Genomic DNA, 20,955 nt, shown 5'->3' on the forward strand with positions numbered 1-20,955 from the left:
AGTTCCCGCCCTCGCTTTTGAGGTGCTCTCTGGCGCGTCGCAGCATCATTTGCCGCCTTTCAGGTATCCGGTGAAGGTGGATGGGGCGACGGGCTTGCGGGTCGCCGGGAGGGGCGGGCTGGCTGGCGTGGGCGCCCCGCTGCCGGTCTGTCCGTCGTCGTTGCGGCCCCAGCATGAGGTTTCGTTCCGGGCGTCGGTGACACAAGAGAATCCAGCGCCCGTGGAGAGGCTTCTGAGACGTTTGAATCCGGCGACCGGAGCCGGTGAGGTTACTGGCGTTGTGGAGCCGCTCTGGGCCTGTGAGAAGCCGTTCTCTCCCCAGCATTTCGCGGTGCCGTCCGTGGCTAGGGCGCAGAATGTTTTCCCGTTGCTGGTCGCGGCGGTGACCGTTGAATAGCTCGTTCCGGGATCGACGGCAGCGGGGTCCTTCGTGGCTGTCGTGGAGCCGATTCCGAGTTGTCCGGAGGAGTTGTCGCCCCAGCACCAGACGTGGTTGACCGTGTCGATGCCGCAAACAGCGGACGGAGAGGGAATCAGGGCCTGGAAGCTGTGGCCTCCGGTGACGGCCACGGGTGTCAGGGAGTCGGTCGTGGTGCCGTTTCCGAGCTGGCCGGTAGCGTTGGTGCCCCAGCACCAGGCCTGGGAAGCGGAGTCGAGGGCGCAAAGCAGCGAGGTCGCGTCGGTGCGGTCCTCGTTGGCGGCCCGAACCTGGGTGTAGGTCCGGCCGCCGGAGATTTCGACCGGGGTGCCATTCGCGGGAGCCGGATCGGTGCCGGCGCGTCCGGTCGGTGTCGTTGTCCAGCAGAAGACTTTTCCGCCGGATTCGAGGCCGCATGCGGTGCTGGCGTCCAGGGTCAGGGCGGTGAAGTTGTGGGTGCCTGCGACGGCCACCGGATCGGGGGAGGGGCCGGGTATCCCGTTGCCGGGGTTGGCTCCCCAGCACCAGGCCTGTTGGGCGCCGTCGATGCCGCACGTCGTCGTGGAGCCCTGGAACAGGGCCGTGAAGTTGTGATTGCCGGTCGGGTTCACCGGTGCCGTGGAGTTGGTTCCGACGGCGCCGCCGCCTGTCCCGAGCTGGCCTGAAGTGTTGTTGCCCCAGCACCAGGCCTTGCCGTCGTCGGCGAGCCCGCAGAAGGTGTTCCCGGTGGCGCTGACGAGGGAGACAAATTTTGCGGTGCCCTGGACTTTGACTGGCGCCGGTTTGTTGGTGGTGCTGCCATCGCCGAGTTGGCCCTGGTCGTTGGCGCCCCAGCACCAGGCGGCCTTGTCGGGGTCGATGGCGCAGGAGGAGTTGCCGCGGGAGACGAGATTCGTGAACCGGTACGGGGTGGTGTCTGCCTGGTTGGACCAGACGGGGTTGCCCATGGAGTCGTAGCCGCTGATCATCGTGGCTGTTACCTGGCGCAGGGTCTGGATCCGGTTCGTGGTGGCGCGGGTGTCGTCGGTGCCTTGGAGGGTGACGGTGTGTACACCGTTGCTGTCTGTCGTTGTGGTTTCCTGCCCGCATTGGGTGCCGCTGCAGACGTTGCCGGGGGAGGGGGCTGCCCGGATCGCGGAGTCGAGGTAGGAGTTCAGTCCGAGGTTGGCGCCGTCGTTGGCTGAGGTGAGGCTGTTCATCGCGGTGGATGCTGTCAGCGAGGCGGTGACGGCGGTGACAATGGCCGTCATGGCTATGGAAACGAACAGGACGAACACGAAGGACCCTACGAGCGATCCTCTCTCCTGGGCGAGGGCGTTGCGGGCCCGGCGGCTGAGGGTTCGGATCATTTCGGGGCCTCGTAGATCGTGAAACTGGCCGGGTCGAAGGTTGCCGGCCCGGTGGAGGAGAGCGACAGGTGGCTGCCTGCGTCGGTCAGGATGCGCCCGTAGTAGTAGCCGGCCTGGCCTGACGGGATGCTGACGTCGAAGGAGACTTCGGGATGATCGCTGTTGATGATTGAGAGTTTCGAGTCGGCGGTGACTGCTGTCACCTTGAAAACGTATCGGAGCTCGGTTTGACCTGCCGGGACGGTGAGCTTGTACATGGCGCCCGCATCACCGGGTTGCAGGGGGACAAGGGTCAGGGCTACTCCGGCTTTGACGGTGGTTGCGGATGTCTGCGAGGTCAGGCACTGGTCGGGGTCAAGATGGGTGGGATCGGCGCAGGCGGTGTCGGCGACGTCGGCGTTCCGCGGAACGGCACCGTGCAGGATGACTGTGCCGCCGGGGGTGTCCTCCCGCCACAGGGTGACCGGGACGTTCTTTCCCTGGACCGATCCGTTGACGGTTGAGGGAGCTGCCGTGAAGGAGGACAGTGCGGGCTTCTGGTCGCTGAGCGTGCTGTTGAGCAGGATGCTGCGGGCTGTACTGTGGCTGCTGCCGACCGACGCTATGGCGGCCGCGACGATGATGCCGACTGCCGCAAACAGGATGATGACGATGATCACGACCCCGGCCATCGAGTCCAGGAGCATGTCGCCGCGCTGTGAGCGGAGGAGGCGTGTTCCTCGCTTCACGGCGCTCCTTTCACGACGGGGTTCGGCTTGATGGGACATGGTGGATATGTGTGCGGCAGCAGGGGAGGAACTCCCCGGTGGAAGCAAGATGGGCCGCCCGGAACATTCCGGACGGCCCATCGGTGGTGCAGGGGACTACTTGACGGCGTTGACTGCAGCCTGGGCGTCCGTGCTGAGTGCGGACATTGCCGGAGCGTTGGTCGGGTCGATCTGGGTCGGGTTGGTGTTCTGGTCCGTGATGTAGAAGACCTTGCCCGAGCCGGACTTCGTCGCGGCGGAGAACGTGCCCACGGCGCTGGACTCGACGTCCACCTTGCCGGTGACGGAGGCGCTGACCAGGTTGCCTGCCTTGCCGGAGCCGGCCGGAGCCGGGGCCTGCAGGCCGGCGAGGTTGGTGTAACCGTTGGTCTGGGCCTTGTAGACGCCTTCAGCGGTGGTGATGGAGCCGAGGTCCTGCTGTGCGCCCTTGTCCTGGGCGAAGGGGATGACGCCGAAGATCGAGGCGAGCACACCGGCGGTCAGGATGCCGACGACGACCACACCGACGAGGATGGAGGGCAGGTCAAAGGCGCCGGCTTCGTTCTTGAACGCGTCCGAAACGCGGAGCGAGGCGGTGGACTTTGCAGCTTCGATGCGGGAGAAAGCCTGGGTCAAGGTATTTCCGTTTCTGTGAAGAAGTGGGTGAGGCCGGCTTCCCGGTGTTGCCCGGTCAGCCTTTTCTTTCGGGCTCACATACAGAAGTGCCGCCCCGCGCAAAAACTGGGAGTTTTCTTTGAGTTTTTTTGGCGGCGTTCTGCACCGGTGCCCGGAACAACAAAGAAGGGCCGCCCGGATGACCGGACGACCCTTCAACGCAGCGGTGGAGACTAGGCGAGCTTGCCGATCGCGGTTGCTGCGAGGCTGCCGGCGGCCGGTGCGGTGACCGACGCGTCGATCGGGTTGCTGTTTCCGTCCGTCACGTAGAAGACCTTGCCGGAGCCCGACTTGGTTGCTGCCGCGAACTGGCCTGCGTGGTCGGACTCGACGTCCATCTTGGAGGACGTGATGGAGGAGCTGATGAGGTTGCCGGCCTGGCCCGGGTTGGCAGCAGGGGCCTGCAGTCCGGCGAGGTCCGTGTAGTTGTTCGTCTGGGCCTTGAACACACCTTCAGCGGTCACGACGGAGCCGAGGTCCTGCTGTGCACCCTTGTCCTGGGCGAAGGGGATGACACCGAAGATCGAGGCGAGCACACCGGCGGTCAGGATACCGACGACGACAACGCCCACGAGGATCGAGGGAAGGTCAAAGGCGCCGGCCTCGTTCTTGAAGGCATCCGAAACGCGGAGCGTCGCGGTGGACTTGGCAGCTTCGATGCGGGAGAAAGCAGTCACGGGTATTCCATTCTGTTGCGAAACTTGTTGTCTGCCGGACTCACCTCGAGGCCGGCTCCGAACCTTCTTCATTCGGGCTCACAAACAGAAGTGCCCAGCCGCGCAATTATCGGCAGATTTCTTGGATAAATTTCCGGGACCGCTCCGGAGCTACGCCGCCTTCGCCGGTGATCTGCGGGTCAGATGCCCAGGGTGTTGCTGAGCATTCCGTAGGCAAGGATGGCCAGGACCGCGGCGACTGCCATGAACGGGGCCATGGCCACGTGTTTGCGCTTGCTGCCTGCCAGGCGTGCCGTGATCATGCCGGCCAGGCACAGGACGAAGGTGGTCAGGAGCCACAGCAGGGCAGCGATCGGGGAGACGGCTGCGAGCAGGGCAGCCGGGATGGGGGAGAGTTTGATGTCGCCGCCGCCGGCGAAGCCGGTGAACACGGTCAGGGCCAGCATGAAAACGAAGGTGACGGCACCGGCGATCACTGCCGGAAGGAGGACGGCGCCGCCGGTGACGGCCTGGGTAGCCAGCAGGATCAGTGCGGCCGCGATGCCGAAGACCAGGTTGTGCTTGTTGCGGATCAGCTGGGTGCAGTGGTCCAGGTAGCCGAGCACGCCGAGGCCTGCACCGAGGATGAAGGTGAGGGCCAGAAGGTGTACGGGCAGGAACAGGATGGAGACGGCGCTGGTGGCCAGCGCGCCGGCGATGCCCCATACGGAGGAGACCAGGTAGTCATGCCCGGTCAGCTCACGCAGTCCGTCTTCGTTGAAGCCTGCTTCGTGATTGCCGCGAACCGTGTCTACTGAATCGACGTGGGTGGGCGATGTAGGGCTGTTGCCGGGGATCGCGTTGACGGGTGCTTCAGCCATCGGTGTTTCGGGGAGGACGTCGATGGGGGCGGTGTGATCAAGAACGGTGGTCATTGAGAATCCAATCTGTAGTGTCCGGGCAGTGCCGGGGGTGTCTGGTGGAGAGTTTGAGGGGAGCCGGATCTAGCCGGACATTTTCATGAGGGCCGGGTAAATGGCGTACATGGGCAGGACGATGGCGACGATGAGCAGGCCGGCGACGCCGTAGACCATGTAGTTGATGATCGGGTCCAGGGTTTTGGAGAGGGTCTCGAGCTGGACGTTCGCCTCGTTCCGGTATTCAGGGGCGAGTTCGTTCATGATTTCGATTTCCTGGCGGATGGACGGTGCCGAGGAGAGCAGGTTCCGGGCATCGCCGGGGACGAGCTTTGTCTTGATGAAGTCCTTCAACGGCACACCGTCGCTGAGCATTTTCTCGGCGTGCGTGACGCAGTGGTGTTTCAGGGCCTCGTTGCCGCAGCCGTTCGCGGCGCTCTTGAGGGATTCCGGTTCACCGATGCCGGTGTCCAGGTTTGCGGAAAGCAGCTGGAAGAGCCTGCTCGTCGCGGCCAGCTGAACGATGGGACCGACCGCCCAGATGCGAATCGAGATGGTGTCCATCATGATCTTGAACTTCTGGCTTTTGCGGCCCAGGGTGACCCAATACCCCATGAACAGCAGAACGAGGAAGATCAGGCATCCGAGCACCCACTTGACCACCTCGGCGACCTGAAGGATGACCAGGGTCATCGGAGGTGTCTTGGCGCCCAGGGTGGCGAAGGTGGCGACGAACCCGGGGATGATCGCTGTCACGGCCACGAACAGAAGGCCGACGCACATCGCCATCATGAAACCGGGCTGGATGAGGTTCATCAGCAGCTTCTTCTTTACGTTCTGCGATTCGCCGACCAGCGTGGCGGCCACCTGGAGGTTCTTCTGCAGCGCCGTGGAGGTGTGGGAGGCTTCGATGAGCTCGCGGACGGTGCGGGGCAGGACTTCTTCTGCCATGAGAGCCTGTTTGAAGCCGGCGCCGTCTTCGCGCATGGTCTTGGCAGCGTTCTCGTACGCGCGGCCGATCTCGAACTTGTGGTATTGCTCGCCGACGATCTCCAGGGCACGGGCCTCGGATTCACCGACGCGCAGGACCATGGTCAGGGCGCGCAGGGACCGGGCGATGGTCTCGGGCTTGGACTTCTTGCCCTTGTACCAGACGAACGTGGCGGCCTTCTTGAGCGGGACGCCGTTCTCGTCGAATCCCAGGTCGCCCTTCTTGGCCTTCTTCTCAGCCTTTTTCTTCGCCGCTTTGGCTTCCTTGGAATCCTTGGCCGACTTGTCCTTTTTGGCCTTGGCAGGCTTCGGCTCCGTGACGAGCGTCCGGTCGGCAGGGGCGGTTTTCTTGAAGCCCCAGCCGCGGCGCGCCGGAGTGGCGTCTGCGGGCGCCTCGGTGAAGGTTTCGAAGGACACGTCCGCAGGGACCGGTGCCTGCTCTTCCAGGTTCACGCTCATGCTGCCAGCCCCATTTTTTCGTAGAGGCCAGCCCTCTTCAGGTCTTTCTCAAGATCCATAGGTGCCTTCGCGGCGGCCATGGCCACGTCGCAGGTGATTTTGCCTTTCTCCACTAGTTCGAGGAGGCTGCTCTCGAGTGTGAAGCTCCTTCGTTTTCCGCTGACCTTGTCCCCGTCGATCTGGCCGCGGATCATGTGGGCCTTTTCGTCGCGGATCAGCTCGCTGAAGTTCAGGTTGTTGATCAGCACCTCGCGGGCGGCCTGCAGCCGTCCGTCCACGGCGGGAACCAGCTTCTGGACCATTATGGCCAGCAGTGACTGGGAGAGCCGGGACCGGACCTGGGGTTGCTCGTCGGCGGTGAACTGTCCGATGAAGGAATCCAAGGCCTCGGTGATGGAGCCGGCGTGGGCGGTGGTGATGACCAGGTGCCCGGTCGTGGCTGCGTGCAGGGCGGCTTTCGCGGTCGCCGCGTTGAGCAGCTCGCCGATCACGATGACATTCGGCTTGGACCGGAGGGCATCCTCGATTGCCGTCGGGTAGTCCAGGGCGTGGGAGCCGATCTGGCGCTGGATGATGGAGGTTGAGCCGATTTCCTCGTGCACGAATTCGGTGGGGTCCTCGACCATGTAGATGTGCTTGTCGTACTCGGTGTTGACCTTCTTGATGAGTCCGGCGATCGCGGTGGTTTTTCCGGAGCCGGTGGGCCCTTCCATGATGATCAGGCCGGAGTCCTTGTGGATCAGGTCCTGGATGATCTGCGGGACCCCGACGTCATCCGCGTCCGGGATAACCGTGGGGATCAGTCGGAACGTGACGGTGATCCCGGCGAGGGATTTACGGAAGGTTCCGCGGACCCGGTACTTGTCGGTGGCCATGGCGACGGATGCGTGGCCGCGCGGTTCCAGCGGTGCGGGACGGCCTTCGGTGGCGTCGATCAGCCAGGCATCGATGTCCTCGTCGGAGAAGATCCCTTCGGGGCCTTCGTCCTTGACAAGCTTGCCGCTGCGCAGCCGACGGACCGGCTTGCCCGGGTGGATGTGCATGTCGGAGACGCGCGTGTCTCCGCAGTTGTCGATCAGGGCGTGTAGACGGGCAATCGGCACCGAGGAGCTGATCAACAACGGTCCTGTAGGTGCAGCGAGGGCAGGTGGCGGCACGAACGCCGGAAGGGTTACCTGGGTGTCGGCCGGCGCGGCAGCTGCAGTTTCGAAGGCGCGCTGTTCCCGCCTGGTCAAAAGATCATTCACCGATGACCCTCCTTGCTTCTTCTTCGTCGGTGATCCCCGCGATGACCAGACGTTCGACGTCGGCAGCGAAGGTGCTCATGGAGTTGTCTTCGGCCAGTTCCCTGAGTTGGCTCAGGGGCTGGTTGGTCATGATCGCTTCGGTCAGTTCGTCCGTGATGGTCAGAACTTCGTGGATGGGGACGCGGCCCTTGTACTTGTCGATCTCGGATTTGCCGTCCCAGTCCGGGTTCAGCTTGCCGATCAGGCGCTGGGAGACGACGCCTTTGACGGAGTCCATGACGGACAGCGGAGAGTCCACGGCAAGGTCGATCAGCCGCAGCAGGGCGGTGACGTTGTTGTTCGCGTGGATGGTCGTGATCACCTGGCGGCCGGCTTTGGCTTGGCGGACGCCGGCGGCAGCGGTGGCCTGATCACGGATTTCGCCGAGGAAGAGCGTGTCGTAGTCGGAGCGGACCAGTGCCGGGAGCAAGGCGTCGAAACCGGCGCCGTTGTCTTCGTCGACTTCGAGCTGGATGAGCCCGGGCAAGGTGCGTTCCACCGGGTCCTCGACGGTCCAGACGGTCCGGGTCGGGGTGGCGACATGCATGAGGGCGCCGTGGGCGGTAGTGGTCTTGCCCGAACCCATGGGCCCGGCAATGATGATCATCCGGTTCGCGGCCCCAAGCAGGTCGTAGAACAGCTGCAGGTTCAGCGGCGAGAAGGACAGGTCTTCGAGGCGGCGCAGCGCCCCGGACGGGGGAAGACGCATGACGATGGCGTCGCCGCCGTCGGCGGTACGGAATGCGGCGACGCGGGCTTTGCGCTGCTCACCGTTGACGTTGACCATGTAGATGGTTTCTTCGGGTGCGAACCGTCCTCCGGTTGCCAGCTTCGCGGCCGACTTGAACTTGCCGATGATGATCCGGCCCTCGATGCCCTCGACCCGGTGAACCGGCCGCATGCGGCCATCGACACGGGCCGACGCTTCGAGCTTCAAGCTGGTGTTGTCGAAGTTCAACAAGAGGTCTGAGGCGCCCATGGCCATGCAGCGCTGGACGGTCTCCTCCAGCCAGGTGGAGGTGTCCGGCTCTTCCTGGAAGTAGTCCTCCGGCAGTTCGTCCCGGGAGATCTCGGCGGCCGGGGCTGCGGATTCGAGGACAGGCCCGGAAAGCTCCAGCGAGGTGCCGGCGGCATCGGTTTCATCGGCCGCCAACGCCACAACGGGCAGTGAGCGGTCCGCATATTTGGAGTCTGCCCGGTGCCGCGGGAATTCCGAGGTGCGGCGATGGTCCATGGCTCGTTTAGCCAACGAGTGCCTCCTGCTTGGTTGCAGCGCCTGCCATGCGGGACTGGAATTTGTTCAGCGCCCGGCGGTGCAGGATCGATGAGCGGGGGTCAAAAGTCGGGTCGTTCAGGAACGCGGCGATCAGGGAGGTCTGGCCGTTGTTGGGCCGGCTGCCCAGCACGGCATTGGCGATCGCCAGGATCTCTTCGCGGACCAGGCCGAGGCCGGTGAGTTCCGCGTCCGAGGTCGCGTGGGTGTACAGGTGGCTCAGACGGGCACCGCCGAGTTCAGCGAAATAGAGGATGGCGTCCATGAGGCTGCCGCGCAGATGCTCCGGTGCCGTCGGGGCGAGCACCTCGAAGGTCAGCTCGGCGGCTTCATGGACTGACACGGCTGCCTGTTCCACGGGAGGGATGGAGGAGTCGAAGAGCGCCTCGTCGGTGAGCTCGACCCGGAAGTGGGCGCCGGCGGTAGAGAGCATCTCACGTTTGAGCATCTGGGAGAGGTAGGCCCAGGGGTCATCAGCCCGCAGGATATAGGCGTGCGCGAAGTCCTGGCGGAGTACCGTAAACGCGGTGTTGGCGACGTCAGCGGGTTCGTAGCTGACCCCGAACTTGTGCCGGAGCGATGCGGCCAGCGGTGCGCCGATCCGGGTGGTGATCTCGTCGTACAGCCAGCGGCCAGTGTCCGTGTCCCACCAGGTGCCGTACTCGGGGTCGGCCATCGGCATGGACGCCAGGACCTGCAGCAGCTCCGAAGATTCGCCGGAGGCATGCTCCGGGATGTCCGGTGTGGTCAGGACGGGCAATTCGTTCCCTTCAGCGAAGTGACATTTGCGGCCACCCCCCGGCCCATCAAGGAACATGCGTAGATTTCCGACCTAATGGCGCCCGGCGGCAACTAAATTTGCGCGGCCCATGCCTTCTAAGTGCGGAAGCTCCGGCCCGAAGGCCCCTGATGGTTGGCTTACAGATCTCCCTATGCGCCGTCCCGGTTGACGGGCCTTCGTCGGAGGCGGCGACCTGTTCCCGACTGTTTTCGGGCATGAAAAATCCCGGCCGGTGCCGTAAGGCTCCGACCGGGATCCGGTGGTATTAGTCCGTGCTGTTCTGCTGCGCAGCCCTGGGCTGGCCTGCCATGAAACCGCCGCGGACCAGTCGCTTGCGGACGGTTTCCCAGTTCTGCCCTGTGGCGCGTTGCAACTCGTCCCGGTTCGCTCCCAGCAGGTACCAGGCGCCCAGCATGGTCAAATAGCGGTTGATCGGTCCGGTGCTGGTGGCAGCATCGGCGAAGGCTTCCACCTCAAGTCGCTGCAGCTCCTGAACGTCCTCGGCGGGTACTTGAACCAGCGGCAGGGATGGCCGGCTCGCTCTCCAGAGGGTCTGTTCGTACCGGTGCAGGGCAGTGGGGAGGCTGGGCGCCTGCCCCTCCCCGTAGCGGTCATGCTGAGCGATGAATTTGAAGATGGCCTTGGGGTGCGATCCGAGGGCGCGCGCGAGGGAGTAGGCGTCCCATCCGGCCTGCGAAGCGCCGTGCAACGCCGCGAAGTAATCTGCGACGGCGGGTTTGACCCCCGATGGGGTCCTTGCTGAAGGGTCGGCTTCCACGGCCGCCGCGAGCCTGTCTTTCAGGACATGGGTCACCTCCGGGTCCACTTCGCGGATCGGGATGGCATCCAGGCGTCTGGGCCTGGCAGGGACGTCAATGCCTGCGGACCGTGGGGCATCATCCGGAAGGCCCAGGATCGCGAGCCGGATGTATTCGTGGGATACACCGTTGGCCGTTCCCAGCTGCCGGTAGGTCCAGCCGGCCTCGTGGAAGTCCCGCAGCGCGGCACCGAAAAGAATGCGGCCCGCGCCGTCTTCGCTGGCTTTGTTGTGGAGTTCAGCAAGTTGTGCCCACGGATCGGCTGCCGTGTGTGTCGGAACCATGGCTGTCACCTTTCTCTGCAGGGCATGGTGACAGACACGTTACACGCTGGCGGAATCTGTCAACTGAGAGACGGGATCCGGCTTGGGTCCGCCCGGCAGGGGAGTGGGCGTGTACGGGGCCATGCTGGGAGGCGTCTGCGAGTAGCCGTGGCGCAGTGCGCGCGCTCGGGCGCCGCCGGGCTTGTACCCGCAGGCGGCATCCAGGTCCGGCCACGAGACATGATTCTTCTTGAGCCGGATCAGCAGGGCGCTGAGTTCTTCGGAGGCGAGCCGGTCCTCGAGAGAAACCTCCAGGGCGCGGCGCTGTTCAGGGCTGGGGGAGGGGCCCAGCCGCTTGCCGACGGCCTTTGTCGCCTTCCGCGCCTGGTCCGCCAGCTCGCGTAACCACTGAACTTCCGTTTCGTCCAGGACCCGGACGGAACGGATGGGCTCCTTGCGTGCCTTGAGAACACGGGTGAAGGCGTCGAAGGCCGGGGCAGGTTCGTCGTCGATGTCCAGGTTGATCTCGGCGATCTGGCGCAGCCGTTCCCCGCTGGTGCCGAGTAGGGCACCCAGGGTGTTGTAGGGCCAGCCTGCGTCATGGTGGGCTGCGCGGATTGTGGCAATCAGGGCCCGCTCGGTGCGTATCCGCCGGAGGCTGACCTCGTCCTCGTGCTTGCGGAAGGCGGAGACGGCGGCCGCCGGGAACGGGGCCCCGAGCACGTGCTGGGTCATCCGGTAGACGGTGGCGGCGGGGAAATTTGCGATTTTCTGCGTGCGCTCCCGGGAGATGCCGAGTGCCGTCGAGGTGGTGCGGCGGGACCAGCCGGCGGCGTCAGCGGCTTTGATGACCGTTGCGAGGCGGCTGTTCGTCCACGGGTCGTGCGGGTCCAGGGCTTTGCGGAACTCGACGAACGCGGCAGCAAGGATTTTCACCTGTGCCGGCGGCATGGGGAGGTGGTCTTTCGGTCTTGCCACGACGGCCCCTGCCCCTGTTTCGGTAAAGTACCCACTTACTGTATGTCGCCGACATTTTGACGACAAGTCGGTTCGCTCAGCGGGGCGCTTCCCGGTCAGGCGGCTTGGAGCTGCGCTTGATGTTCCAAAGCCGGGATGCCGGTGATGACTCCCTGGGTGTTCAGCGCCTCAAGGATGCCGCGGGAGATCTCCTTGCGTCGTGCACCGTTCAGCCGGGCCATCGCCGGGGTCCGCATCAGTTCCAGCTCCACGGCGAGCATCGCTTCGTCGAGGATGAGATCGGGCGCGGGCGCGTTTGAACGGGTCGTGGATGCCATGGCGTCAACGCTACGTGAGAGACCGGCGGCCGCCCGGAAACGCCCGCCGGCGGCCGGGGCGCATAGAGCAGGCCATGAAGCAGGAATCCCACGAGGTGCGGGCATGATCCCGGCACCGGTCCCGGTCTTCCCGATCGCAGCCATCCTGGTGGCCGCCGCCGGGGTCTTTTTCTACGCCTCGTTCCTGGCAGGACGAGGAACGGCGCGCTCGGACCGGGGGACCAACATATGGCGGCGGACCCTGGTTGTTGCCGTCACGGCGGCGCTGCTGGGTGTCGTGACTGCTGCGTTCCTTGTGAACATCCTCGCCAGCCATGATCGGAACTACAACACGGCCGTCTGGGCGGCCCTGGCCAAAAACTACGGCGTCCAGTCAGCCATTTCCGAACAGGGCGTGAAGGAAGGTGTGCTGTTTGCGGCCATCGTGAACGGGAAAAACGTCCAGTGCACGGTGAACCTTCCGTCGACGGTGGTCTGCGACGGGCAGCCGGTGCAACCGGCAGACGGCTGACTCTCCCGCGTCTACGCATGTTCCTTGGCAGAGGCATGCACCGCATCGGTTCGTGCTGATAACCGGTAAGCGTTTTGCAAAACACATCAGGTCCGGCACCCAATGTCGGTCCTCTGAACATTGGAGAATCCATGGATCGCCTTCGCAGTGAATGGGCCAACACGTCCACCAAGAGCCGCATCGTCCTCGGCGTCGTCCTGGGCGTCGCCCTCGTCCTGATGGCCTTGTCCGTAACGGGCGTCATCGACTTCTCGCCCGTGCAGACAGGCGTCACGCAGATCAAGAAGGGCTGACCCGCCCCGACAGAAAGCCCCGCCCTGGTACGAACCCGGGCGGGGCTTTTTCACGTCTCTGCCGTCAGTGCATCCACGCGCCTCGGCTGATGGGTTCGATGACATCCGGCAGGAGCAGGATCAGCAGGGCGCCGGCGACCATGTAAGGGCCGAAGGCGAACTCATGCTTGCGCCGTCCGAGGAAGAGCAGCGGCAGTGCCACCACCCCGCCCAGGACCATAGGCAGGATCAGCGCCCCGAGCGCGGCGGCGTATCCGCTCTGGAGTCCGCAGACCAGGGCGAGGATGCCACCGAGCTTTACGTCCCCGAACCCGAGGCCTCCGGTGAAGAAGGCGACCAGCCACAGGATCACGACCGTCCCGGCCATCGAGATGACAGCGGTCAGGGCGGCCGTTCCCGTGATGGCGCCGGTGAGCACTCCGCCGGTGACTGCCAGGCCGAAAACCGGGTACATCGGCAGCACGATGGGATCGGGCAGCCGGAGGATCTTCCAGTCGATGACGGCCAGGATGACCAGGACGGCGGCGAGCAGACCGATCATGATGGCCTCGAGCGGGCCTCGGCCGGAATTCACCCACACCCCGAGCATGCCCGTGCCGAGTGCCGCCGCGGCGGTGGGCATGCCGGTTTCCACCGACATGATGGCCGGCAGCCAGGGCTCGTCGATGTCGGGAATGATTTCGACGTCCTCTGCCGCCAGGGCATCGGGCATCGGGGTCCCCGCGGGGGTGATCTGGATCGTCAATGGAGCTCCTTGGAGATCGTTGTCTGGATGGCGTCCAACAAGGCATAAAGTGGCCTTGATGCGTTGGCGCTAAAAACATGAACTGTTACACTAAATTTGCCGGTGTCCGTACCGGCCCGATGATCGCCGGCCCACGAGCCGGCAAGAGAAGAGCTGCAGCGACCATGGGCAATGCCACCGCGGAGACCCTCTACAGAATTGCCGGCCGAAAAGCCCTCGAAGGCCGCGGGTGGGATGCCCTGAATGCCCAGCTTGCCGCCGACTCGCTGGTGATCAGCGACGAGATGGCCAAGACCCCCGACGCGCTGCTGGACCTCGGACCGCTCAAAGCCCTGGAGCTGCCGGATACCGGGCTTTCCGCCGTGGCGCGCGCCTTCCGCCAGCAGCTCCTCAAAGGTCTGGACAGTTGGGGTATCGCCGGAACCGTGGGAGCTGCTCTGCCCCCTGTAGACCTCGGTGATGCTCCGCTGGATCCGGTTGAGGCGGATGCCTTCGCCCCCGGACTGCTTGCCGGTCGTCAACTCGAGGCATTCGCCTCCGCAGAGGGTATGCGCGCTGCCCGGCTCGCGGTTCTTGCCGACCGGCTCCATGCCGCCGGTGACTACCAGGCGGCTCAGCGCAGCGCACATGCCGCCGACCAGTCCAGTGTGGCCGCCCATTACGGGGCCGAAGCCGCAGCCATCGGCGACACCCGCCTCGCTGCACTGCGGACCGGATTGCTCCTGGCAGAAGACGCATTCGGCGATGAATCCGTTCCGGAGGGAATGGCCGAGGCCGTGCGGCGCGTGCGCCGGGTCCACGATGCGGCCAACCTCACCAACACTCCGATCCATTGGGAACCCATCTCCTTCTTGTCTTAGGACTTCACCCCGCCCGTCAACCGGGCGGGGGATTCTGCGTTAGTTTCGGCGTCCGGCCTCTTTCTGGCGCAGGTACGAACCGTTCCGCAGTTCCGCGTCCAGCGCCGTGCTCTCGTTGATGACGCCGTCCAGGACGAGGTTCACCAGGGACACCTCGAAGGGGATCGACCCGGAATCTTTGCTCAACAGTTGTCCGGCGATACCCTCGGTGTTGTTGTTCTTGATCATGTTCGAGATCGCCTGGTTCATCATGAGGACCTCGGTGGCCACGACTCTGCCCCCGCCGCCCTTCTTCGGGAGCAACTTCTGGTAGACGACCCCTTTCAGGGAGCGGGCCAATTGCGCACGGGTGTCGGCGACGCGGTCGGCCGGCATGGCCTCGAGGATGCGTGCCGGGGCATCGGCGGTGGAGCCGGCGTGCAGCGTGGAGAACACCAGGTGTCCGGAGCTTGTCGCGGACAGCGCGGCGGACATGGTCGCCGGGTCGCGCATTTCGCCGACCAGGATGATGTCCGGGTTTTCACGCAGCGCATCCTCCACTCCGATGGCGAAGGAGTCCACGTCGCGGCCCTTGCCGACCTCGCGCTGGACGACCAGGGACTTGCCGTGGGTGTGCCGGTATTCGATCGGCGCCTCGATGGTGATGATCTTCTTGGCGTATTTTTCCTTGGCCAGCTTGATCAGGGCCGCCAGCGAACTGGACTTGCCGGACCCGGTGACACCGATGAAAAGGTAGAGCCCGCCCTCGTCGTCGATGAAGGACCGGATGATCTCCGGCAGGCCCAGGTCATCGAAGTCCGGAACGACGGACGGAATCGTCCTGAAGACGGCCATGGGTTCTCCACCGGCGACGGCGAAGTGTCCGCGGAAGTTGGACCGTTCGGTTTGGTAGGAGAAGTCCAGTCGCTTCTCCGCCCAGAACTGTTTCCATTCCTCCTCGGTGACCATCTGGCGCAGGGCCCGGCGCAGCGTTTCAGCGTCCAGTTCCCGGGACAGGCCGTCCATCCTGACCGTCTCGCCGTGGACGCTGACCCACGGGGTGGTGCCGGCGACCAGGTGAAGGTCGGAGCCTTTCATGTCCAGCGTCCGGTACAGCAGTGAGTCCACGGCATTGGAGGTCTTGACGACCGTGGGCGCCTCGGGTGCTGCTGGAAGTGCGGGTGCGATGGCTGTTGCTGTCATGGCGGTTCCTTTCCTAGTCGATGAGGATGTGGCTGCGGACCTCGGCGAGGCTGGTAAGCCCGGCACGGACTTTGAGCAGCCCGTCGTCCTTGAGGGTGAGCATGCCGTTGGCCCTGGCGGCCTCGGCCAGGACCGAGTTGGGTACGTCTTCGGTGATGAGGTCCCGGATATGGCGGGGAAAAGTCATCAACTCGTGAATCGGCAGCCGGCCCTTGTAGCCGAGGCCGTTGCATTCGATGCAGCCGTGCTCGGAGGGCCCGTACCAGACCGATTTACCCGTCGCGGGGTCCACCTCGTCGAGATCCTCGTGGGTGAGCTTGAAGTCCATGACCAAGTCCCTGCTTGGCCTCGTGACGACCTTGCACTTGCACAGCACGCGGGGGAGCCGCTGTGCGCAGACGGCGCGCATCGTGTCCCCGAGAACGGACGGGCGCAGCCCCATTTCCCGCAGGCGCAGCACCGCTCCCGGCGCGTCGTTGGTGTGCAGGGTGGAAAGGACCATGTGGCCCGTGTTGGCGGCCGCGATGGCGGTGTGGGCGATGGCTTCCCTGTTGATTTCACCGATGAACAGCACTTCGGCGGCCGAACGGAGGGTTGTCGCCATACCGCCTTCCCAGGTGACGTTCTGGTTGACGGGAACCTGGGTGATGCCTTCGGGGATGCGCATTTCGACGGGGTCTTCGAGGGAGACAATCTTTTTGCCGGTGTCCATTAGCCATCCGAGGCTGGCGTAATGCAGGGTGGTCTTGCCGGAGCCCATGGGACCCACAGCCAGGCAGATCCCGTTCGGCTGAGCCAGAGACCGTCTCCACGCCTGCCCGGTGTCCGCACCGAAGCCGATCTCCGACAGTTCCCGGATCTCACCGCCGCCGATACGCAAGGTGACCGACTCGCCCCAAACCGCCGGCAACACGGCGACACGGATGTCGATGTCTTTGCCGTTGTAGCGGTAGGAGAAGCTGCCGTCCTGGTTTGTGAGCTCGCTGGAAGACAGCCTGGCGCGCGTCTTGATCAGACCGGCGAGACGCGGTGCGAGTTCCTTGGGCTGGAACGGCTCCTTGTGAAGCTTGCCGTCGATGCTGTATCGGACACTCAGATGCGTTGCTGCAGGTTCCAGATGAATATCGGAGGCACCAGACTCCAGTGCACCCTCGATGATCGCATCCAGGGTGTTGACGAAGTTGCTCTCGTCGCCGACGTCCACGACCGCGGCGGGCCGGTAGCTCCTGGCTTGATCGTTCAGGTCTTTCGCCGCCTGCTCCCCGGCCTGCTTCGCCTCGATGGAGGTGGAGTAGAACCGGCCCACGGCCCGGGTCAGCTCATTGTTGGACGAGTAGACGGGGACGATGTTCTTGCCGGTTTTGGACTGAAGCTGCTTGATGAGATTGTTATCGAAGGGATTGATGCAGGCAACGGTGAGATCATCCCCGTCCAGGGACAAGGGCACCACGTTGAGCTTCCTGGCGGTGTGGAATTCAATCAGGCTGATGACGTCATCGGAGATGGTCCTCCTGTCATCGATCTCTTCATACGTCCATCCGTGCATGAACGCGAAAGCCCTGCAGGTCTCCTGGTGGGAAACCCGTCCCTGGTTCCGGAGGAACGTAAGGACATTCTGACCTTGGGCGGCGGCGTTGAGTTCAGCCGATGCGAACTCCTCTGCGGTGAGGATTTTTTCCCGCACGAAGTATGCTTCGAGCCTGCTGGCGGTGAGGGCGACCATGACCGAGTGACATTCCTGACTGTTCGAGGTTTCACTTCCAAACATGCGTAGACCCGGGCCGCAGGGCCGTCCCGATGCGTCTACGCATGTTTCCCGGTGAAGAGTCCTGAACGATTTCGACAAGGAAGCAGGGAACCTGCATTGGCTGACAAAGTCATTGGCATCGACTTCGGGTCAACGGGCCTGAAAATCGCCGAAGTGAGCATTGAGAAAAATGCGGTCACCGTGGTCAAGCAGGCGTACATGCCGTTGGATCCCGGGATTATCCGTAGCGGCGGCATTTCGGCCGAGAATGTCGACCTTGTCGCGTCCGAGCTCAAGGCCTTCCTGGCCGGGAACAAGTTCACTTCGCGCGATGCGGTCATGGGCATCAACTCCGCAGCCGACGTCTACGTCAACCGGGCCATCACCCCGTGGCACGAGCCGAAGAACTACCAGACAGCGGTCGGGTTTGACATCATCGCCGATGAGTCCCTTCTCCTGGGTGCGCCCGCGGAAGTGATCATCGACGCGGTGGTGTTCGAGGAATTCAAGGACGAGGACGGCAAACGCAAGGTTGACGCCCTCCTGATCGGCGTCGGTCACAAGCTCGTCGACGCCCAGCTGGAGGTCTTGCAGAAGGCCGGGCTGAACGCCGCCGGTGCCGATCTCACCGGCCTGGGCTCCCTGAAGGCCAGCTGGATCGCCAACCGTACCCCTGGCCTGCTTGATGTCATCGTCGACATCGGACAGGACGTGACCTCAGTGCTCATTCATGAAGGCGGCAAGCCGTACGCGCTGACCCTGCACCGCGGTGTCGGCGGCGGAGACCTGGACAAGCTCATCGCCACGAACCTGCAGGACGACGCGCGCGACCGGGTAATCAAAGAGAAGGTCAGCTTCAACCGCGACTACCGGGTCCAACAGGCCATGGATCAGTACGCCTTCAAGCTCACAACCACGATCCAGGGCGCCTTCGCCAGTTACGCGAACACCTTCCCCGAAGGCCGGCGCCCGCCCCAGCCCGCCGGACTCACCCTGATCGGCGGCGGCTCGCTCGTCCACAATCTGCCGGCCACCCTGCAGGACGCCACGGGGTGGCGGACGATGACCGGCCGCTACGCGATCGACATTGCCGGGGACCCGGAACGGCACCACCTCGGGCCGATTCTCAGCACCGACTACATGGCCGCTGTCGGCCTCGCGATGGGAGCAACAGCCTGATGGCAACAATCACTACCGAGCCGCGGCCGGCGAAAGCGAAAAAGCCCAAACCCGAACGCCAGCCGAAGGCACCGCGTGAACCCAAGGCGCCAAGGCCATCGAAAGACGCCAAGACCCCCAAGACCCCTGTCGAGAAGGCTCCGGCCCCTCCCGCGTGGGCCTCGCCAGTCAAGCCGTCCCTCGTTCTGCTTCCCCCGAAGGCCCGCGGGCTCAAGGCACGCCGCCGGGCAGTCCGCCGGGCGATGTTCATGTCGCTCGGATTGCTTGGCCTGACCGCCGCCGGCTACCTTGTCGTCCTCGCCGGAACCGCGGGGGCGCAGGCTGAACTGAACAAGGAAAAAGACATCACAGCCACGTCCACCCAGTACCTGGCGCAGAACAGGGACGTCCAGGACTTCGCCAACGGCTTCATCGAACGCAAGGCCGCAGCCGCCAGCGCCCTGGACCAGGACGTGGCCTACTCGAAGGTCGTCCAATCCATCCTCAACGACAACACGGTCGGGGTGGTGTTCACCTCAATCAAGACCTCGGCCGCCGGAAGCCAGTGCGTGTCTTCAAGCCCCTTCGTATCCTCGACATCGCTCGGATGCCTCGATGTCGAAGGCAAGGCCAAGGATGTCACTTCGGTCGCCCAACTAGTGTCTGCGCTGAACCAGGACAAGACCACTCTGGCCGAACCGTACCTGACCCAGACTGTGGCAGCGGACAGCAGTGTGACCTTCAAGCTCACCGTCGGATACACCAGCCAGGCACTCTCGCTGAAGGGCCAGAAATTCAAGCCCTCCCCGGAAGAGCTTTCGTCCCTCGACACCCCGACCTCGGCCGCCGGGACAACGTCCACTCCGGCAACACAGGGAGCAAGCAAGTGAACGGCACCGCATCCAAGAACACCGGCCCGTACATTGTCGCGGGCATCGTCTCAATTTTCCTGATCGTCATCGCCTACATGATGTTCTTCCTTCCCAAGATGAACGAGTCCAAGGCTCTGGTGTCTCAGGCGGCCACCGCGCACACCAACAATGCAGCCCTGACCGCCAAGGCCGAGAAGATCGGAGCGATCGCCAAGAACATCGGGCCGCTCAAAGCCCAGGTCGATGAATTCAATCTCGCGTTCCCCTCCGCCGCGCAGCAGCAGAACATGATTGACACAATCAACCAGGCGGCCGCGTCAACGGGGGTCACCCTGACAACCCTGAACCCGTCGGCCCCGGCGCCGAAGAAGGACGACACGGCGGCAGCGCCCCCTCCTCCGGTTACCCAGGCAAAGCAGTCCGGCACGGATCTTCCCGGCCCGGCTCCGGCTCCTGCCTCGCCCGCAACCCAGGCGGCGGCTGCCTCGACGGCCCAGTTGGGAACAGTGTCGCTGAAGATTGACGGCACTGGCACCCTCGATGCAGTGCAGGCGTTCGTGGTCAAACTCGAGAGCCTGAAGCGGCCCATCCTTGTGCACGAGCTGCAGATCGACAAGCTCGAAAACGGCTATCACGTGATGGCGAACGGCGAGACCTTCCTGTCCGCACCGCTGGTCGCGCCGGCTGGTTCCAAGTAAAAGAAGATGCCGGGCCCTGGATTCTCTCTGGGCCCGGCATCAAAACTGGTTACACTTCAGTTTGCGTTACGTCAAATCTCTCACGTAGTTTGTCGATTAAGAGTTATTCACTATTGACAAGCTAAGGATTGACCATGAACAGCATGACCAAGGGCTTCGGAGTTCTCGTACTGACGGCTGCCGTCGCGCTCGGCGCATCGGGCTGCTCCCAGAACGCACCTGCCGCGGCGCCGAGCCCCACCGTTGATTCGAGCCAGCTGACCGGGGCCAAGGCTGCCGAAGCCATCAAGGGATTCGTCGCTGCCGGCACGTCGGACGCGGTCGCCAAGGCCGTAGCCGGCAAGCCGACCGCTGACACCTTCTCGCCTGCCGTGAAGTTCATCGACAAGGACGCCAACATGGCTACTGTTCAGAACACTGTCTCCGATTTCGTCCTGGTGAAGATGGCAGACCCGAAGGCCCCCGTCTCCGTAACTGTCGATGACTCCAAGGTTGTTGTCGACGGTCAGAAGGCCATGGTTCCTGCCGCCGCCGTGACGGTTACCGCCGGCGGGAAGAAGGTTTCCAACTGCGATGTCCTGGCTGCGGAGGTAAACCACCTGGTTTTCCGTGATGGTGCCTGGGTCATCACTTTCCCGGCTCCTGCTTCAGCTTCCCCGAGTGCCACTCCGAGTGCCTCTGCCAAGTAGTCCACAGCGTCTCCTGTTTCGGTTTTCCTCACGCTACTAATGTGTGCGGCATCCGTTCTTACGCTACCCATTTCCGGATGCATCAGCTGGTTTTTCATGCCGTTCTTCACCTTCATAATGTGTGCGGGATCCGCCGTCTCTGTCACCGTTGAAACCGGTCCGGGGGCGGCGGTTTTTCGCCGTGTCTTGTGCACTTGATGTGTGCGGCAAGCCCTCCCGTCCTCGCCGCCCGGGGCTGACACTGCGCCGGCGACCCGGCCATGCGGCCAGTAGC

22 protein-coding genes are annotated in these 20,955 nt (G+C 64.1%); 7 read left to right on the forward strand and 15 right to left on the reverse strand.

The annotated features are described in order from the left end of the window. Positions 1 to 45: 45 nt before the first annotated feature. The 12 genes from ABD884_RS10495 to ABD884_RS10550 all read right to left on the reverse strand — a co-directional run bounded on the left by ABD884_RS10495 (position 46) and on the right by ABD884_RS10550 (position 11,926). Positions 46 to 1,767: an RCC1 domain-containing protein gene (locus tag ABD884_RS10495; protein WP_345044911.1), complete on the reverse strand. Its 1,722-nt coding sequence runs from the start codon at positions 1,765 to 1,767 to the stop codon at positions 46 to 48. Continuing rightward, complete coding sequence (locus ABD884_RS10500) at positions 1,764 to 2,495, reverse strand: hypothetical protein (RefSeq protein WP_345044915.1); 732 nt, start codon at positions 2,493 to 2,495, stop codon at positions 1,764 to 1,766. The genes ABD884_RS10495 and ABD884_RS10500 overlap by 4 nt, the downstream gene beginning before the upstream one ends. A 135-nt stretch (positions 2,496 to 2,630) precedes the next feature. Further along, the gene (locus tag ABD884_RS10505; RefSeq protein ID WP_345044920.1) at positions 2,631 to 3,149 is read right to left on the reverse strand and encodes a hypothetical protein; all 519 of its coding nucleotides are present in this window, start codon (positions 3,147 to 3,149) and stop codon (positions 2,631 to 2,633) included. A gap of 212 nt (positions 3,150 to 3,361) precedes the next feature. Further along, positions 3,362 to 3,865, reverse strand: a complete 504-nt coding sequence (locus ABD884_RS10510) for a hypothetical protein (RefSeq protein WP_345044925.1) — start codon at positions 3,863 to 3,865, stop codon at positions 3,362 to 3,364. A 179-nt stretch (positions 3,866 to 4,044) separates the two neighbouring features. Continuing rightward, entirely contained in the window at positions 4,045 to 4,779 is a 735-nt protein-coding gene (locus tag ABD884_RS10515; protein WP_345044928.1) for an A24 family peptidase, read from the reverse strand. A gap of 69 nt (positions 4,780 to 4,848) precedes the next feature. After that, a complete protein-coding gene (locus ABD884_RS10520) occupies positions 4,849 to 6,210 on the reverse strand; it encodes a type II secretion system F family protein (protein WP_345044937.1) in 1,362 nt (453 codons plus the stop codon). Continuing rightward, positions 6,207 to 7,457, reverse strand: a complete 1,251-nt coding sequence (locus tag ABD884_RS10525; protein ID WP_345044944.1) for a type IV pilus twitching motility protein PilT — start codon at positions 7,455 to 7,457, stop codon at positions 6,207 to 6,209. Before ABD884_RS10525 ends, ABD884_RS10520 begins: the two co-directional genes overlap by 4 nt. Further along, on the reverse strand, positions 7,450 to 8,745 hold the full coding sequence (locus ABD884_RS10530) for a GspE/PulE family protein (RefSeq protein ID WP_345044953.1): 1,296 nt from the start codon (positions 8,743 to 8,745) through the stop codon (positions 7,450 to 7,452). Before ABD884_RS10530 ends, ABD884_RS10525 begins: the two co-directional genes overlap by 8 nt. Then, entirely contained in the window at positions 8,738 to 9,586 is an 849-nt protein-coding gene (locus ABD884_RS10535; protein WP_345044956.1) for a hypothetical protein, read from the reverse strand. The genes ABD884_RS10530 and ABD884_RS10535 overlap by 8 nt, the downstream gene beginning before the upstream one ends. A gap of 229 nt (positions 9,587 to 9,815) precedes the next feature. Next, complete coding sequence (locus ABD884_RS10540; protein ID WP_345044960.1) at positions 9,816 to 10,652, reverse strand: hypothetical protein; 837 nt, start codon at positions 10,650 to 10,652, stop codon at positions 9,816 to 9,818. Positions 10,653 to 10,691: 39 nt separating this feature from the next. Continuing rightward, positions 10,692 to 11,609 carry a hypothetical protein gene (locus ABD884_RS10545; RefSeq protein ID WP_345044966.1) on the reverse strand — a complete coding sequence of 306 codons (918 nt, stop codon included), beginning with the start codon at positions 11,607 to 11,609 and terminating at the stop codon, positions 10,692 to 10,694. A gap of 95 nt (positions 11,610 to 11,704) precedes the next feature. Beyond that, a complete protein-coding gene (locus ABD884_RS10550; protein ID WP_345044973.1) occupies positions 11,705 to 11,926 on the reverse strand; it encodes a hypothetical protein in 222 nt (73 codons plus the stop codon). Positions 11,927 to 12,029: 103 nt separating this feature from the next. Between ABD884_RS10550 and ABD884_RS10555 the strand changes: the two genes are divergently transcribed. Continuing rightward, positions 12,030 to 12,437 carry a hypothetical protein gene (locus ABD884_RS10555; protein WP_345044976.1) on the forward strand — a complete coding sequence of 136 codons (408 nt, stop codon included), beginning with the start codon at positions 12,030 to 12,032 and terminating at the stop codon, positions 12,435 to 12,437. Positions 12,438 to 12,568: 131 nt separating this feature from the next. Next, positions 12,569 to 12,730: a hypothetical protein gene (locus tag ABD884_RS10560; RefSeq protein WP_345044981.1), complete on the forward strand. Its 162-nt coding sequence runs from the start codon at positions 12,569 to 12,571 to the stop codon at positions 12,728 to 12,730. A gap of 64 nt (positions 12,731 to 12,794) precedes the next feature. Here ABD884_RS10560 and ABD884_RS10565 read toward each other — a convergent pair whose 3' ends face one another. Next, on the reverse strand, positions 12,795 to 13,475 hold the full coding sequence (locus tag ABD884_RS10565; protein ID WP_345044990.1) for a prepilin peptidase: 681 nt from the start codon (positions 13,473 to 13,475) through the stop codon (positions 12,795 to 12,797). Between the two features lie 77 nt (positions 13,476 to 13,552). On the opposite strand from ABD884_RS10565, the gene ABD884_RS10570 reads away from it, so the two are divergent. Continuing rightward, on the forward strand, positions 13,553 to 14,335 hold the full coding sequence (locus ABD884_RS10570; RefSeq protein WP_345045002.1) for a hypothetical protein: 783 nt from the start codon (positions 13,553 to 13,555) through the stop codon (positions 14,333 to 14,335). A 39-nt stretch (positions 14,336 to 14,374) separates the two neighbouring features. On the opposite strand, the gene ABD884_RS10575 is transcribed toward ABD884_RS10570, so the two are convergent. Both ABD884_RS10575 and ABD884_RS10580 read right to left on the reverse strand, forming a co-directional pair. Then, entirely contained in the window at positions 14,375 to 15,517 is a 1,143-nt protein-coding gene (locus ABD884_RS10575) for a type IV pilus twitching motility protein PilT (protein ID WP_345045006.1), read from the reverse strand. A 13-nt stretch (positions 15,518 to 15,530) separates the two neighbouring features. Beyond that, positions 15,531 to 17,240, reverse strand: a complete 1,710-nt coding sequence (locus tag ABD884_RS10580) for a GspE/PulE family protein (protein WP_345045010.1) — start codon at positions 17,238 to 17,240, stop codon at positions 15,531 to 15,533. A gap of 141 nt (positions 17,241 to 17,381) precedes the next feature. Here ABD884_RS10580 and pilM point away from each other — a divergent pair, with 141 nt between their 5' ends. From pilM to ABD884_RS10600, 4 genes are all read left to right on the forward strand, one after another. Beyond that, positions 17,382 to 18,443, forward strand: a complete 1,062-nt coding sequence (gene pilM / locus ABD884_RS10585) for a pilus assembly protein PilM (protein ID WP_345045019.1) — start codon at positions 17,382 to 17,384, stop codon at positions 18,441 to 18,443. Beyond that, on the forward strand, positions 18,443 to 19,312 hold the full coding sequence (locus ABD884_RS10590) for a hypothetical protein (protein ID WP_345045024.1): 870 nt from the start codon (positions 18,443 to 18,445) through the stop codon (positions 19,310 to 19,312). The genes pilM and ABD884_RS10590 overlap by 1 nt, the downstream gene beginning before the upstream one ends. Then, complete coding sequence (locus ABD884_RS10595) at positions 19,309 to 19,992, forward strand: hypothetical protein (protein WP_345045034.1); 684 nt, start codon at positions 19,309 to 19,311, stop codon at positions 19,990 to 19,992. Before ABD884_RS10590 ends, ABD884_RS10595 begins: the two co-directional genes overlap by 4 nt. A gap of 134 nt (positions 19,993 to 20,126) precedes the next feature. Further along, on the forward strand, positions 20,127 to 20,681 hold the full coding sequence (locus tag ABD884_RS10600; protein ID WP_345045037.1) for a hypothetical protein: 555 nt from the start codon (positions 20,127 to 20,129) through the stop codon (positions 20,679 to 20,681). Positions 20,682 to 20,955: the final 274 nt, after the last annotated feature.

This window comes from Arthrobacter methylotrophus (genome assembly GCF_039539965.1).
Taxonomy (GTDB): domain Bacteria; phylum Actinomycetota; class Actinomycetes; order Actinomycetales; family Micrococcaceae; genus Arthrobacter; species Arthrobacter methylotrophus.